Origin of the sequence: Varibaculum cambriense (assembly GCF_022133705.1) — a bacterium.
GTDB lineage: Bacteria > Actinomycetota > Actinomycetes > Actinomycetales > Actinomycetaceae > Varibaculum > Varibaculum cambriense_A.
In genome coordinates this window covers 186779-203453 of the sequence record NZ_JAKNHJ010000001.1, presented here as the reverse complement: position 1 = coordinate 203453, position 16675 = coordinate 186779, and the positions used below count along the sequence as shown (strand labels likewise).

General features: G+C 52.0%; 8 protein-coding genes. All 8 read right to left on the bottom strand.

Annotated features, from left to right (window positions below; all coding sequences use genetic code 11):
* Nucleotides 1-25: 25 nt before the first annotated feature.
* Nucleotides 26-4204, bottom strand: a complete 4179-nt coding sequence (locus L0M99_RS00850) for a family 20 glycosylhydrolase (protein ID WP_238127450.1) — start codon at nt 4202-4204, stop codon at nt 26-28.
* A 125-nt stretch (nt 4205-4329) separates the two neighbouring features.
* Complete coding sequence (locus tag L0M99_RS00845) at nt 4330-7545, bottom strand: alpha-L-fucosidase (RefSeq protein WP_238127449.1); 3216 nt, start codon at nt 7543-7545, stop codon at nt 4330-4332.
* A gap of 244 nt (nt 7546-7789) precedes the next feature.
* Nucleotides 7790-8797: an aldose 1-epimerase gene (locus tag L0M99_RS00840; RefSeq protein WP_238127448.1), complete on the bottom strand. Its 1008-nt coding sequence runs from the start codon at nt 8795-8797 to the stop codon at nt 7790-7792.
* A 93-nt stretch (nt 8798-8890) separates the two neighbouring features.
* Nucleotides 8891-11788, bottom strand: coding sequence for a leucine--tRNA ligase (locus L0M99_RS00835; protein WP_238127447.1), 2898 nt, complete (start codon nt 11786-11788; stop codon nt 8891-8893).
* 142 nt (nt 11789-11930) lie between these two features.
* Nucleotides 11931-12818 (bottom strand): cell division protein FtsQ/DivIB, encoded by an 888-nt coding sequence (locus L0M99_RS00830; protein WP_024058629.1) that lies wholly within the window; start codon nt 12816-12818, stop codon nt 11931-11933.
* On the bottom strand, nt 12815-14221 hold the full coding sequence (murC, locus tag L0M99_RS00825) for a UDP-N-acetylmuramate--L-alanine ligase (RefSeq protein WP_238127446.1): 1407 nt from the start codon (nt 14219-14221) through the stop codon (nt 12815-12817). The genes L0M99_RS00830 and murC overlap by 4 nt, the downstream gene beginning before the upstream one ends.
* Nucleotides 14218-15339, bottom strand: coding sequence for an undecaprenyldiphospho-muramoylpentapeptide beta-N-acetylglucosaminyltransferase (gene murG / locus L0M99_RS00820; protein WP_238127445.1), 1122 nt, complete (start codon nt 15337-15339; stop codon nt 14218-14220). Before murG ends, murC begins: the two co-directional genes overlap by 4 nt.
* Complete coding sequence (locus L0M99_RS00815; RefSeq protein ID WP_238127444.1) at nt 15326-16675, bottom strand: FtsW/RodA/SpoVE family cell cycle protein; 1350 nt, start codon at nt 16673-16675, stop codon at nt 15326-15328. Before L0M99_RS00815 ends, murG begins: the two co-directional genes overlap by 14 nt.

Here is a 16675-nt window from a genome sequence, read left to right as displayed (position 1 = left end):
AGTGTCTTGCCGCGCCGTTCCACTTTTAATTGCGAATTCGGTTTCGGCTCAGCAGCAACACTCCCCCAAATCCGATACTTAGCGCTGCTAATAGCAGCGATAGCTCGCTGGAAGCACCGGTGGAGGGCATCGCAGAAGTAGTGTTTTGCTGGCGGGGTTTAGTACCCGGCTTTGACTCGGTGTTACCCGGTTTTACCGCCCCGTTATCTGTACCCGTTCCTGGTTTAGTCCCTGGTTTCACGTCGGGCTTTCCAGGTTTATCAGGGTTTGGGTTATCGGGGCTGGGCTCCTCCGGCGAGAGCGCGCATTTTTCTTTTTCAGCTGCGCTCATATCGCGAGCGCCCTTCTCGGTAGTCACCTGGGCATTAGCAGTATCAAGCACCCATTTAGCCCCAGCTGCATCCCAAATATATTCAGTAGTGGTAACGCTGCGGGTCTGCATAACTTTGAAGGTCTTACAATTGCTGGCTTCTTGCCCTGGGGAGTCAGTCCAATCGCCTTTTACCACCTGCGGAGCCGGTTTTTCGGGTTTTTCCGGCTGCGGCGGATCAACTTGCCCTGGGTCTTCGCCCATATCTAGGGTCCATTCGCTCTTTGCGCCCTCTTTAAACCTAAATAGGTCGCTCGCGGGCCGAGCTACAATCTTGGTTTTTCCATAGGGCAGCGGAACCGCCTGCTGCGGGGTTAGCAGCTCATCACCCAAGTAATAATTAACCCCCGTAACGGCCGGCACTAGGAAATATCCGGGATATTCTTTTCCTTGCTCCGTTAGGGGTTGCTTTTCAGCTACGGGAGCAACCGGGGTTACTTCCGTTCCGTTTCGAGCGCACAAAGCTCCGAAACGAATCTCAGCTGCGCCCCCAAAATCATTTCCTGCCTGGGAATTTAGCTGAACCATCCGCACGTATTTGCCGCTTAGCTGTTTGTCAGCTGCAAAGTTAAATACTTGTGGGTCGGCATGATTCTTCAAAGAACCACTAATGGCACTCTTCCAGTCGTTGCCGTTTTCGGATACTTCAATCCGGAAATCTTTAACCCGCGAGTTTTCTTGCCCGCTGCGTGCCGTATATTCAAACCCGGTAATCTGGCATTTTTGCTCTGGCGCGGCTTTGAGCTGCGCGGTAACGGTGTGCGGGAAAGTACCGGCCGGAGCAGCCCAGCGGGTGTGCCAATAGGTATTGGGATTGCCGTCAAATGCGGCGCTCACCGGCCCGGAGGGTTTTGGTTCATTGTCTGCCTGAGAGGAGGCAGTAATGCTTTCATATCCGCAATTCGGGTCATTCATCGTGGGGCATTGCGCAACTGGGTTTAGCAGTTCCTCGCGATCAGACACAATGGTGGCAGTGACTTCGGCACTTCTATTAGCCCCAATCTGGGTGGCACGAAGCTGATGCGTGCCGGTGTCTTGTGGTCGTAACACTTTTTCTGCCTTGTCAAAGAATGGCAGATAATATTCGGCGCTTCCATCCGCCCCGGGCATTGCCAAGAACTGGTCTTTGTCGTTCCAGGCGAGTTTTACATATTTGCCGGGTTCAAATCCGCTGAGCTTTACTTTCACCCGTTCATAGGGGCGGATGAGATTCTTTTCAATGGTGATAGTCGGTTTTTTACTTGCATCCCAGGAGCTATTTTCACTGGGATCGGGGGCGCCATTTGCCACATTTACCGTAAAGGTGGCTTTCTGTCCGTTTGAGCCCGTAATAGTACCGGTATAGGTTCCGGGATTCGCATAGGGGTGTTTTCCAGTCACTTTATATAGAGGGCTGGAATGTAAAGCATCTCGGGAATGACTTTGGGTAAATATTGCCGGCGAGGGCGCGGAGCCGTCACCCCAATCGATAGTGGCACTAAAGGGAGTATCCCCGAGGGCGGAAGCGGCGTTACCTGCTTTCGTGATTTGCGTTCCCTCAGAGTTCTTCACAGTGCCGGGAGCCGCAAACTCGCCAACCGTAAGATTCACGGAGCGGTTGGGTGCAACTTTTTGGTCTACCCCGGCTAACGCGGTTTGCCAATTGGCTTTCGGACCATCAAAGAAATTCACTGCCGAAACGGTGAGTCTATCTCCCATAGCCGCCATGCGCTGTTTGAACTGGTTTACGTTTCTCTTCACTTGTGGAGTCCAGGCTACTTCCGCGTGAGAGATTGAACGCGGCCACATTAACCATTCTGCCTGGTATCCCCCGCGAATAGTTTCTGACCATTGCACGGCTACTGTCCCTACAATGCTGCTTTCGGGAATCCCTTTGATTACTTGTGCCGGATCCCAGTTATAGTATTTATCGAAATCTCCAGTTCCGCTCCAGGTTAAACCGATACTGTTGCCACCGGGAACTCCATATTTCATATCGATATAGGCGGTCGAGGCATTCGATACCGCGACTTTAACGCCCTCGTTTTGGATTGCTCGTTTCGTGTTAGCGGTACTACCGGTCCAATACTGTACCAAGTCCCCAGGCTGTAGCGTGTTTGAGGCTATTTCATTCCATCCGATGGGAGATTTGCCTTGATCGCGAACTGCTTTCGCGGACATATTCAGAAATTCATTGAATTTGTCTTTCCCAAGTTTTTTAACCATATCGTGGGATTCGTCCCCTCCGATATGAATAGTTTTACCGGGGGTAAGCGCAGCCAGCTGTTTAAATACGTGGCGAACAAAATACTGGGTGTGCTTTGAGTCCGGATCCAGGTAGGAATAACCCACATCTCCCGTTCCATTAGCGGGGGCAACCTGCCATTTAGCCGGATCAGTGATGGCGTTGCCCTCGGCATCTACAGTGCCATTGTGAGAGGAGTTGGCAGAGTTTAATTGCGGGATGGCGGATAGCGCCGCATTGGTGTGTCCGGGCATATCAAACTCGGGCTGAATCGTTACGAAACGGTCGGCCGCATATTTGACCAGTTCTTTATATTCTTCCTGAGTGTAGAAACCATGATGACCCAATTCGACTACATTATCGTCTGCCTGCTGACTAGAGTCGGTTAAATCCTTTAAGGAATAGGCTTCCGAGTTCCAGTTCATTGCGGTTTTGCCGGAAACCTCGGTGAGCTTGGTGTAGTCGATAGTGTCCCCAGCTTCGCGTCCCTCATTGGTCATTTGTAGCCGCCAACCCTGGTCATCTGAAAGGTGTAGATGTAAACGGGAGCCTTTCACATTGGCAAAGGTGTCAATCATTTGTTTTAAGTCAGCGATTGTGAGGAACGAGCGGGCGACATCGGCTTGTATCGCGCGGTGTGCAAACCGGGGCGCATCCTTGACTGTAATCGCGGGGGCTAGCCACTGGGTATTTACCTGATGGGGAGAATAGATAAAGGCGGGGAATAGTTGCAGCAGGGTACGGGTAGCGTTCCAAACCCCTTGTGCAGATTTTCCGACAATCTCTACCCCGCTTTCACTGACCTTTAAGCTATAGGCTTCCTCGATATTTCCACTGGTTAAACCGGTTGTATTTAGGCTGGTGTCTACCCGTAAACTGATCTGTCCCTCTTTACCCACTGGCAGGGGAAATCCGGTGGAGGCACGCATAGTTTTGGCGGTCATCTCCGCTACCGCTTTAGAAGCGGAATCAGTTTTGATTTTAGTATCTGTACCTAATTCAAAACTGCCTTGTCCGGGAGTCATTTCAGCAGGCAGTGGAATCAAATTAGGCTGGGCAGGAGCTACCGGTTCCGCCGCGTCCCATACTTCAAATTCAAATAGGGAAACCCCGTATTTAATACCTTGGAAAGGTGTGCGGCTCTCGGCCTGCATTTTCACGTATTTCCAAGTTCCATTAGCGGTAGCAGCATTGAGTTTTTGGGTATCTGCGGTAGAACACTGAGGACGGATAGTGTCGCTAGCTTTTTCCCAAGTGGTTCCGTCATTTGAAACCTCTAAATGATAGGAGGCGGCACAGGCGGCTTCCCATTTAATAGTTACGTGGTCAATTTTAATGGCTTCTTTTAGGTGTACCGCAATCCAAGCCTGGTCACTGTGATTGGACGACCAGCGAGAATCACCACTGTCGTTACCATCAATAGCGGCCTGCGCCTGCCATTTGTCAGCAACTTCATTCCCGGAAGCACTAACGCTGCCTCCTTTTGCTGCTAATGCGTGATTAGTCGGCTCTGCAGCCTCTGCTGTCCCGATGCCAGCTGGCAATAATGCCGCTAGCGCCAGAGCGCCTGCCCCTAAAAGGCTAAAAACCTTTTTAGACCGGTTGAACATTTCCTGCACCTTCCTGTTTCACAATCCCGCGATTGCTGTTGCTGCCCAATCAAACCTATTTAAGGAGGTACTTTAAGGGAAGTGTCTCCCCAAAGTACCTGTTATTTTTGCCGCTCTAGGCACCATCAACGCTGCTTAGAGCGATAGTTGTTCACCAGAACCAAAGTTAGCCCCAAAGGCATCCCTAGCAGAGTTAATAGCAATAATTCGCCCGCGGAAGTCCCGGTATTTACCAAATCTGGATTCCGTACCTGCCGATCCGCGTCATTTTGCTGAGCATTGGATATTCGTTTGCTATTGGACGTATTCATCCCCCCAGATGGGGCGGTTGTCCCAGGTTTGCCAGCTGTCCCTGGTTTTTCTCCAGGAGCATTCGTTCCCGGTTTTTCTGATTCCCCGCCGCTTTCTCCCGGTTTATTTCCGGGGCAGGCGCTCTTTTCGGCTGCGGTCATTTCCCGTAATCTGGTCTCGGTCTTTTCCACAGCATTTGCGTCATCGAGAATCCATCTCGTGGTATCCCAACGGTAATCAGTGGTGGTGACGGCGCGGGACTGACTGACTTTTCCTTGCCCACAATCGCTGCTACCCGGAACGTCTTGCCACTCACTAGCCGCGATTTTTGCATCCGGTTTCTGTGGTTTAGGTAGATTAAGCTGCCAGCCAGCTGCCATCTTCGGAGCGAACTCGTCCCAAGCGGTGCCTTCACCTACTTTAGGAAGCTGATCACCGCCGTAAACATCCACTATTATGGGCTGCTCGTCAGTGCCAAAACCGTAGTAGCGTAGATCTGATTGAGGGAAGACGGCACCTGACTTCAAATGAATTTTCGCGCCTTTAGGTAAACGCAATCCTCTTAACTGTTCTAAGGAGTTAAAGGGACTAGCTAAAGTACCTAGTCCGGCTTCCTTAGCGGCAGAATCAACATAATAATCCAGTTGCACTTCCGGATCTTGATTTGCACTTCCAAAAAGCCGCAAATCTGAAAGAGCAAATGGTCCGCGATTGTCCGTTACCCGAACCCGGATTTTTTGTGCCGTCTCTGGCGCAGCCAGTTGCACAATCCGGCGAACCCCCACAGTCCCGGTAGCGGAATTACGGTTGATCTTCACCGGCTGCCATCCGTCTGCAGTTTCTTTCTCAATCACAAAACTTTGAATGTTTTGGCCGTTCTTTAAAGTATCTTCCGCCAAGGAAACATAGTTAACAGTTTTTTCTGCTCCTAAATCAACCTCAAAGCTGGTTTCCCCAGTGAAAGCTTGTCCTCCCGTGCGCAGATTATTATCGGTGTAAACCCTAGTGTTTTCCCCGCCTACATTAACAGGTCGCCCTAAAGCATGGTCGAGTGCGAAAGCCTTTCGCCGTTCAACCGCAAAATCTTGTAAAGCTTTTATCTCGTTAGCGGAAAATTTCCCAGTCTTATTCGGAGGTACATTCAAAAGCATTACCGAGTTACGAGCCACATTTTCTAGGTATTTGTTCCATAACGCTGTGCCTGATTTAACGGTTGAATTATCTTCATCCGCATCAATCTGCCAGAACCAATCCCTGGTAAGCTTCATATCTGCTTCTGCGGGCCACCAGCGTAGATATTGCGCTCCCCCGCTGCGAACCGCATTAACTATTTGATCATCGCTGCCCAAGTTTTGGTTAAAGTGCCCCGCTTGTCCGCTAATATCAATTTTCCCGGACTCAAGCTGTTTGACCGGAATAACTGAGGGCTCATTTGCGCGTCCTCGGCCCTCCTCATTACCGATCCAACGTACGTCGGGGCCGCCCACTGCGATAACCGCATTCGGCTGCAATTGGCGAATCAAATCGTAGTAGGCAGAATAATCAAAAAGCTCATATTTATCGGTGTTACCGGCAGCCCCATCAAACCAAACTTCGTCAACGTCGCCATATTGAGTCAACACTTCGTAGAGTTGATTCAGGAAATACTCCCCATAATCAGTTGCCGGATATTTATAGAACTTATCGATTTTTCCAGAACGGTCATCTCCGTCTATTAGGGTGGGAATCGTACGCTCGGTTTTTGCCGATCCGTTTCCAAAGAGCCCCTTAATTTCTGCACTCGAATCAGCAGGTGACAGATAGAATCCTACCCGCATCCCATATTTTTTCGCGGCCTTGGCTACATCTCGGGGAATATCGGCGTTTGGTACTGCCGAAGAGCCGATATCGTGATCAGTGTAGCGCGAATCGTATAGCAAGAATCCATCATGGTGCTTGACAGTTAAAATGACTGTCCCAAAACCGGCCTCTGCCAGATTCTTTACCCATTGGTCAACATCTAAATCCGTGGGCGCGAAACGCTGAGGATCTTCCGTACCATGCCCCCAACCTTGATTGTAGAAAGTGTTAACCCCGTAATGAATAAACGCCGTTAATTCTTGTTCTTGCCAGCGTAACTGCTCCCTAGTAGGCCTGGCTAAGGATGCTTTTTTCAAAATATGTTCGCGACAGTCAGCGGGACTTACCGCAATTTGAGTTGCTGGTTCGATTTCTTCCCAGGCGGCACAGGGAACGTCATCGGGATTTCCCTCCTGACTTTCGGCGGGCTGAAATTCAAATCCGTCCTGGTAATTGTAACTATTTGCTGGGGTAAAACGTAACGCCTGCAAACTACCTTTCAGCCCTCTATTTTGGGCATTGGGAGCCGTATGCACTTCCGCCCCGAACCCGAACTTTGACTCTAAACCGTTTGAAACCGCCGCCGGCGCAGGGCTTACAATCTCTGGATACTCGTTTCCGTCTACGGCAACCCTTACCGCGGTGCCCCCGTTTTTAGGCCAAACAGTCACCGATAGCGCATGTTCTTTCCCAGCTGGTGGAGCCAAAATAGTTTGTTTGGTGTCTGCCCAACGTCCTCCTTGTTGATAAGACAGACCGTATTCCAAGTGTCCGGCATCAACATACCGCACAAAAAGGTTGCCGCCGGCAGAAAAAATAGTAGCAAGATTATTCTGGTTCGCCTGCGGAATATATTTCACCTCAGCTGTAAAGCCGTTAGTAGCAACCCCCTCGCCTAGAGTAAAAAACACCGTACCCGTGCCCGAAGTGCGAGCACTGGTATAGAAAAGACCCTGGTTACCTCCAGCTAAAACAATCTTGCCGGTTTCTTGAGTTTCTCCCCCATCTTTGCGGGTCACTGCTCCTTTGAGGATTTCATCCGCCTGGGTGGTCAACCCTCCGCTCTCTAAAGATCCCCCGAATGCAACATTTAATAAATCCGTGTCCGCCGCATGAGCTAGGGAAATACTCCCTAGCGCCCCTATAGATAACGAGGCAGAAAATAGGAAAACGGCACAAGAACGCAGCAAACGTTTTAAACTTTTCTTCACTTCTTCGTGTCTTTCTGAGTACTGATCAAAGGACAGCGTCATTACTGCCCGGGGGACGTACCCTTTTAGTTCCAAGGGTGCTGTCAGTTTAACAAAAGGAAATACTCAGGAACGAATCTTTCTGTGAAAATGAGACTAAGCTTTCAGCGGGGCTAGGTTTGCGCAATCCTTACCGAGGTCAGCGACACCGAGGGCTAAATCCGGGCTAAGGATTCGCCACCAAGAAAACTACTTAAGCGAGAGTCTACTGCCGGTTAAGCGGACTGCGATGCTCCAGCGCAGCGTGAAACTCTTGTACCTGCCCCGGTGCCACCGTAATTAGGTCTTCGCATTCTGGACGATTAAAAGCATCCGTCATCGCCAGCAAAGGCTCTACCGCTACCGCGATGCCGCGGCGATAGGCCAAATCCTGGCCGGTATAGATTTGGAAAGATCCTAACCCCAGCCCCTGGCGAGCCCCAATCAACTCTACGGCAGTTTGAGAACCATCCACATGGTCAACTAAGGCGGTAGCCACCCCATCTTCAGCAACTAACGAAGTCATCCCCCAGTCAATATCGCGGCGATGCACCAAAGTAACCGGATAAGCTTGGGTGGAAAAACCTTTTATTCCTGGTTTAGGAATCAGATTCTTATCAGTTTGGATCCGAACTTGAGAAGGCACCGTGATTTTAGTAGTTTCCGCGCTGCCTGCCTGACACACCAGGTAGGGATGCCACCCCAAGGTAATCGGCGCGTCGGCCTCACCATTATTTCTGGCCACTATATCTAGGGATAGTCGATGAGGATCAGCGCACAGCCGATAGGTAACTTCCACTTCCACTTCAAAGGGATAGGCTTCGAGCTTTGGCACCTGAATCTTTGCTCGCAGAAAGTCTTCCCCCGCCTCAACTAGCTCAAAAGGTTGGTCTGCTACCAAGCCATGTAACGCCAGCGGGCCGCCCACGGTTTTCCCTGCAAAATCATACGTGCGACCTTGAAAACTATATTTGCCATCACGTAAACGATTCGACCAAGGCGCCATAACCGCATTCCGGAAACCATTCATTTCCCGAGCCTCTTGCGCGTCACGATACCCGTCAAGCACATGGATCTTACGCTGCTTTAGAGGGTAGGCACCATCGGGAGGCAAAGGAAAATCGGAAATGTCTTGAAAATGGTCTTCGACCTGCCAATCCAGGACAGTTGCCCCGATTTTGGCGATCGATACCGAGTCTTCGCCCGCTTTCAGCGTCCAGGTTTCGAAACTCAAGTTTGCTCCTTAACAATAAATCAAGGTAATACCAAAGAGCCCTTATCCATTAGTCTATAGCTCACGCCGATGGTTCAGGGCACTTATTCCTATTTATTTCTTTTTCCTTATTACTACGTTCACCAATTTTGGTTCTCGCACTATCACCTTCAAAGGTTCGCTTCCCGCAAGGGTGCGCTGCACTACTTCAGTTTCCAGTGCCTGTTTTTCTAGCTCCTCGGCTGAAATAGATTGCGGCACCTGCAAGCGGTACTTAACCTTGCCGTTAATCTGTACCACCGCCGTGATTTCTTCTTCTACCAGTAGAGATTCATCGGTTACTACCGGGAAAGGCTCGCGTGCCAACGAGGAAGAATGCCCCAGCCTATTCCAAAGCTCCTCGGCAATATGGGGAGCCAGCGGAGAAATCATTAATACCAGCGCCTCCGCGGCTTCCCGAGGAACCGCTTTTAGCCCAGTCAAGTGATTATTGAGCACGATCAGATCCGAAACCACCAGGTTAAGACGCATTTCGCGGTAGTCTTCGGTTACCTGCGCGATTGCTTTCGCTAAGGCGCGCTGAGTTTCCAAATCGGGTGCGTCCTCGCTAACGGTTACCTCCCCAGTGTTCTCATCAACCACATTGCGCCATAGGCGCTGTAAGAAACGCTGGGAACCGACCACTGCCCGAGTTTCCCAAGGCCGCGACATATCCAGCGGCCCCATCGACATTTCATAGACCCGGAAAGTGTCCGCCCCGTATTCATCGCAAATATCGTCGGGAGTAACGATATTCTTCAAGGATTTACCCATCTTGCCGTATTCGCGTTTAACCGGCTGTCCCTCGTAGCTGAAACCACCGGCCTCATCACCTGCTACTTCGGCGGCGGGCACGTAGGCTCCCCGCTCGTCCGTATAGGCATAGGCCTGGATATATCCTTGGTTAAACAGCTTATGGAAAGGTTCACTGCTAGAAAGATGCCCCAGGTCATAGAGTACTTTGTGCCAAAAACGCGCATAAAGCAGGTGCAGAACCGCGTGTTCGACCCCGCCTACATATAGATCGGTACCTCCCGAGGAGGCGCCCTCGCGCGGCCCCATCCAGTAACGCTCGTTTTCGGGGTTAGCCAGGAAATCCTTCTCCCCTGGATCGAGGTAGCGTAGCTCGTAACAGCAAGAACCCGCCCAGTTAGGCATCACATTAGTGTCGCGGTAATAGGTTTGTTTACCCTGCCCCAGGTCTAGTTCCACTTTTACCCACTCGGTGGCGCGCCCCAGCGGAGCTTCCGGCTGCGAATCTGCATCATCAGCCGCAAAGGTGCGCGGAGAGAAATTATCTACCTCCGGCAAATCCAGAGGCAGCATAGATTCCGGGAGGGCGTGCACTACGCCGTCCTCGTCATAGACCACGGGGAAAGGCTCTCCCCAGTAACGCTGGCGGGAAAACAGCCAATCACGCAGGCGATAAGTGGTGGTAGCTTCCCCCAATCCGGCAGTTTCTAGCCAGGAAGTTATTTTCTTAATGGCCTCGACTTTACCCAAGCCGTTAAGAGAAATCTGGTCATTAGCCGAATTCTGGATCACTCCATCCCCGATCCAGGCAGCATCTTTATCGGCATCCGGCGCGGGAGTAATCGTGTAAATAATGTCCAGATCAAACTTCTTCGCAAAGTCCCAGTCACGTTGATCATGAGCGGGAACCGCCATAATCGCGCCAGTACCGTAGCCCATCATCACGTAATCGGCAGTGAAAATCGGAATCGGACGATTATTGACCGGGTTAGTAGCAAACAAACCGGTAAATACCCCAGTTTTCTCGTGGGCATCTTCGCCGCGTTCGCGCTCGCTGCGGGCAGCTGCCTGTTGTTGGTAGGCACGCACTGCCTGCTGCGGATTCTCATATCCTCCCGTCCAGGCATCGCGAGTGCCTTCAGGCCACTGGGCAGGAATTGGCAGTGCGCCAGCGGGAAGTTCACTTTGTCCCAAACCGGAAAGAATTGGATGCTCGGGTGCTACCACCATGAAGGTGGCTCCAAACAAGGTATCGGGACGGGTGGTATAGACCTGCAGGTTTTCCGTGTCTACCTGGAAAGTTACTGTCGCGCCCCGGGAGCGACCAATCCAGTTTTCCTGCATCGTGCGCACTTTTTCTGGCCAATCCAAAGTGGCCAGATCTTGAATCAGGCGGTCACCGTAGGCAGTAATCCGCATCATCCACTGCCGCAGATGCGAGCGGAATACTGGGAAGTTACCGCGTTCAGAGCGGCCCTCGGAGGTTACTTCCTCGTCCGCTAACACCGTTCCCAAACCTGGACACCAGTTCACCGGGGCATAGGAAAGATATGCCAGGCGGTAATCCTCGAGAATATCTTCACGCTGCTTGGCGCTAAGTTCACTCCACTTAGCCCCCTCAGGCAGCGGTTTTTCCCCGCTGGCAAACTTTTCGATTAGTTCGCTAATAGGGCGAGCAGCTCCGCTCCCTCCATCTGGGCGAGTAGCCTCCACGTCGTACCAAGAGTTGAAAATCTGCAAGAAAATCCACTGTGTCCAGCGATAATAGTCCTGATCGATAGTAGCGAAAGAGCGCCGCTGATCATGGGAGAGGCCAATGCGCGCCAACTGGCGATGCATATTAGCGATATTTTCGCGGGTAGTCTTACGCGGATGCTGCCCGGTAGTTACCGCGTACTGTTCCGCGGGCAAGCCAAAAGCGTCATATCCCATGGTGTAGAGGACGTTTTTCCCTTGCATCCGCTGGAATCGTCCCGTGACATCGGTGGAGATATAGCCCAGCGGATGTCCCACATGCAGGCCTTTGCCAGAGGGATAAGGGAACATATCCATTACAAAGAACGGAGCCTTATCTGCCAGGGAACCGGCTAGGGAACCCACTGGGTTATCGGCATTGAAAGTACCTTTGTCTAACCAGTATTTTTGCCATTTTTCCTCGATTTGACCTGCCATCTGGGCGGTGTATCGATATGCCGGTATATCGCTAGCGCTCTTGCTCATGGACTATTTTCTCCCTTCAGTTCTCCCTCAAAGCCTACCCCATAGTGGGCGCTGACCGATTTTGACGCTAAGACCATGGAATCTGTAGAAGAACTCTATTTAACACTGGTGAACTTGCTTTCCCGTTACTGCGCAGCGATCCTTATCCGATAATCGTAGGGTGAGCGTAATCGGTCACGTTATAGACACTGCCTCCGCGTTGCATAAGCACCGACAGCACCTGCGCTTTTTTTTGATTATCTTTACTGGCGCCCCAAATAACCTTTTGTCCCGATACCAATTGCAGCTCTATATTTTCTGGACGTACCGCTTGCGCCTGTCTAGTTTTCTTTTTGATTTCCGGTGGCAATGATTCCACCACGCTGGCTGCCGATTTCAAACAATCCCGATTATCGCTGGCGTGGCAAGAACTAACTACCGTCACCAGATTGGCTACAGCGAATCCCTTAGCTGGAAATACTTTCCCCTCTAGATCAACCACTGCTCCCTGCGTGGTTTTAGCCACCGGTTTTCGCAGCGTCAAATGTACTACCATCCCCCGGGGAAACTCCCGGCTAACCTCTATTTGTTTGATCCACGGATTTTCTTTTTTAAGCGTTGCGGCCACCTGACCCGTAGGTACCCGCATTAAAGGTCTTCCCGCATAGGTCAACAGTTCTTCTTTAACCTGTCCCGCGGAAACTTGTTCGCTAGCGCCCACAACTCGCGTCTTACCCGGATCATAGGCAAAAACCGGGGAAAACCAGAACAGGTAGCCTAAGGCCACTATGATTACCACGATTAGCGCCCCGACACCGCCCCGGCGCAGTCGCTTACGCCGCTTGATCTGCGCGATTTCTGCGCGTCGCTGCTCCAGTCCGCTAGATACCACTGCCCGATCTTTGGAAGCTAAAGTCACTTGCGAAGATCGCGACCGGGAAACCGCTTTTTCTCCTACGCCTGCCGAGGAGCGATTAGTGCGTACCCGAGTATTTTTAGATACTTCGGTGGCTTTAGAGCGGCGCGAAAAAGAAGATTTGCGAGAAGTCACTGCGCGAACCTCGAGGCTAAAATCTCTAAAATCAACCCGCCGGCCGCGGTCACGTCTCCCGCTCCCACGGTTAAGATCAAATCCCCGGGCTCAGCCGTATTAGCGAGGACGCGCGCCGCCTCATCCCTATCCCCCAGGTAGGAGCCCCGCTGCATCTTATCGGTGATTAAGTGGGAAGTCACCCCCGCGATTGGATCTTCCCGTGCCCGGAAAATATCACACACCACCACTTGATCAGCCAAATCAAGCGCCTGGGCAAAGCGGGAAGCAAAATTGCGGGTACGCGAATACAGGTGCGGCTGGAAGAGCACCAACACGCGCCCTCCCCCGGCGGCCTCGCGCGCCTGGTACATGAGGGCTTCCACTTCGGTGGGGTGATGAGCATAGTCATCGATTACCCGGATCTGCCCGGCCTCACCTTTGGTTTCAAACCGGCGCGCGGTTCCCTCAAAATCCCCTAGAGCCCCCGCGATTTCTGGCGCAGAAAAACCGGCAATTTGAGCCCCGAGGAATACTGCTGCCGCATTCAATAAGTTATGTTGCCCCGGCATCGGCAGGCGCACGGTAGTAGCTTTCCCCGCCACTATGAACTGTGCAGATACTGAGGTAGGATCTTCCGCCAGCGGTTTAATCAGGCAAAACTCATCCAAGTTGAGGGCGGGTTCTTCCACCCCGTATCCGAGGATTCGGATCCCAGGAGCCGCGCAGTCGCTGCGCGAGGATTCCCACCGCTCAACCAGTTGGCGACAGCCGGGATCATCGGTACAAACAATCAGGGTTCCACCTGGTTTAATACAGTTGCTGAAATCAAAAAATGCCTCCGCAAACCTTTCTGGCGATCCATAGTTATCAAGATGATCAGGCTCGATATTGGTAATAATCGCCACCTGGGGGCGGTAGTTCAGGAAAGAACCATCAGATTCATCGGCTTCGGCTATAAAATACTCACCTTTCCCCAGATGGGCTCCGGTTTGGTAGTGACGGACTATCCCTCCAACAGCAAAAGAGGGATCTGCCCCAAGTTGGGACAGAGTTTGTGCCAACATGCCAGAAGTAGTGGTTTTACCATGCGCCCCCGCCACGGCCACGAACTTGCGGTCAGCTGCCGCGAGCGCCAGAGCCTGGGATCGATGCATAAACCTGCAACCAGCGGCTTTACTGGCTGCAAATTCGGGATTGCTAGGGCGAATCGCACTGGAATAAACAATAGTCATATCGGAAGTAATCAGCTGCGGCTGGGTACCTACCCAACATTTGACTCCCAGATTCCGAAGTTTGTCTAAGTTATCGGATTCGTTTTGATCCGAACCGGTCAGTTCCCAGCCACGCGCCACAAAAAGCTGCGCCACCACTGACATTCCGGCTCCCCCGACCCCGATAAAATGATATTTTGCCTCGCTCATCGACATACTTCCTCAGCAATTTGCGCCAGTTTCTTCGCGGCGTCGACTCCCTCTTCCGGCAGTGCCTGCGACATTTGTTGCAAGCGTTCGGGCGACAAGAGCAAAGGCACTACCTGACCGGTCACGAACTCTGCATTAAAGCGGGCGTTATCAACTATCAGGGCGCCGCCACTTTTTACCGCGTCTTCGGCGTTAAGACGCTGCTCGCCGTTGCCAATCGGCAAGGGCACATAGACCGCCGGAAGCGCTAAGGCAGTCATCTCTGCCACGGTACCGGCACCGGAACGACAAACCACCAAGTCGGCGGCAGCTAGCGCCCTTTCCATGTCCACCAGGTAATCAATAACCCGGTAACGCGATTTTAAAGATTCGGGAAGAGCGCGGAGCACCGGCTGATCTTTATCTTTACCGGTTAAGTGAATTACCTGCATATTTTCCGGTAGCTTTACCGCTGCCTCCTGCAGGGCTTCGTTAAGGGAAAGCGCCCCCAAAGATCCCCCGGTAACCAGTAAAGTTGGCAGCTGTGCATCCAGATCAAAAGACTTAAGCGCCTCCTCCCGCTGGCGTTTTTGATCCTGCGGATGCTGACGTTTTTGCGCTAACTGCGCTATTTCGGGGCGCAGGGGCAAACCAATACAAGTGGTTCGCCCCTTCTTCGCCGCAAGTTTGGTGGAGGGAAAAGTTAAAGCAACTGCTTTCGCCCACCGTGCCCCTAGCCGATTGGCCAAACCAGGCCGCGCATTTTGTTCATGGATTACCAGCGGAATCTGCGCGCGCCGCGCCGCAAAATAGGCGGGAGTGGAAACATATCCCCCGAACCCGATGACTACCCCCACTTGTTTCTGACGGATCAGGGTCTCTATTTTCCGCACCGTCGCCCGCATCCGGCTGGGAATGGTGAACAGCTGTAAAGAGGGGCGTCGCGGCAAGGGGATCCGGGGAATATAGTGCAAGTCGAAGCCGGCAGCGGGTACTAGCTCACTCTCTTTGCCTTCCCTAGTACCAATAATCGTGACCTCCCAGCCTTCATCTCGCAAACAGCGAGCCGCAGCCAGCAGTGGGTTGACATGACCGGCGGTTCCTCCTCCGGCTAAAAGTACCGATCTATTTTTTTCCATCGCGTTTTTCCAATCTGACGGCTCTACTGGTACGCAAATACTTTGGTCGATGAGCTACCGCGGTAGCCACTCCCGGTTCTGCTCGCAAATAACTTAGCAGCACCCCCATTTGTAACAAGGTAGCTAGCGCCGTGGAACCTCCCGAAGAAACCAGCGGGAGTGGCACCCCTACTACCGGTAGGAATCCAATCACTACCATGATGTTCATCAGCGCCTGTACCACTAGCCACCCTAGAGTTCCCGCAGCACACAAGCGGGTAGTCGGATGAGTGGCATTAATGATTAACCGGCACAGCACCCAGGCCAGCAGCCCGAAAATCACCAGCACTAAAAGGGTGCCAAAAAGCCCGAATTCCTCACCTAAAATTGCATAGATAAAGTCAGTATGAGCCTCCGGCAAATAGTTCCATTTCTGGCGAGAGGCACCCGGCCCCACCCCGGTAAGTCCCCCGGTGCCTAATCCCCATTTTGCGCGCAGGGGCTGCAGACCAGAACCGGTAGGATTCGCCTGGGAGGGATGCAAAAAAGAAAGCACCCGGTTCCTGCGGGAAGCAGAACTAAGTACCGCCCCGACTGCGGCTACGGAAAGCAGACCTATCCCGATCCCTAACCAGCGTAGAGAAATCCCGGCGATTAGCAATACACACAGCAAAATAGAAACGAAAACCAGCAAGGTTCCCATATCGTGACCTGCCATCACCGTAGCCACGATAATTATGAATGGCAGCCCCACCCATTTGAACAGGTCGCCAAAGGAGTCTATGCGGCATTTGCCGGTACTAAATACCGTGACTAACAGCAGAATAAAGGCGACTTTTAGGAACTCGGATGGCTGTAATACCTGGTTGATACCGGGAATATAAACCCAGTTGCGATTGCCGCCTTGACCGCGGCCAAGCGGGGTAAAAACCGCTAGCTGAGCGGCGATAGCCAGTGGGAATACTACCGGTAAGGCTACTTTTTCAAAGATATCTGCAGGGAGCCGCGATATGAAAACCATGGCTGCAAAACCCACCGCCATAATCAGCAGGGGACGCGCCACTCCCCAATAGGGATTGGTACCGGCAGAAAGCTCCAGGATTACTGAGGCAGAAAACTGCATCATTAAACCGATCACCGCTAAGGCGATGATCAAGAACCACAGCATTTGGTAGTTAAATAACGGGGTATGGGTGACAGAACGCCACAGGTTAAGTAGTTTACGTTTGCCTTCCGGGTTATCCGAACGGAAAGACTCTGCGCGTTTTACTTCGATTCGCGGAATTTTTTTCCTGATTTTAGCTGCCGTGCGCTCAGAAGAATTATTCTTATTTCCAGTCGATGCCCGCGTCGCCAT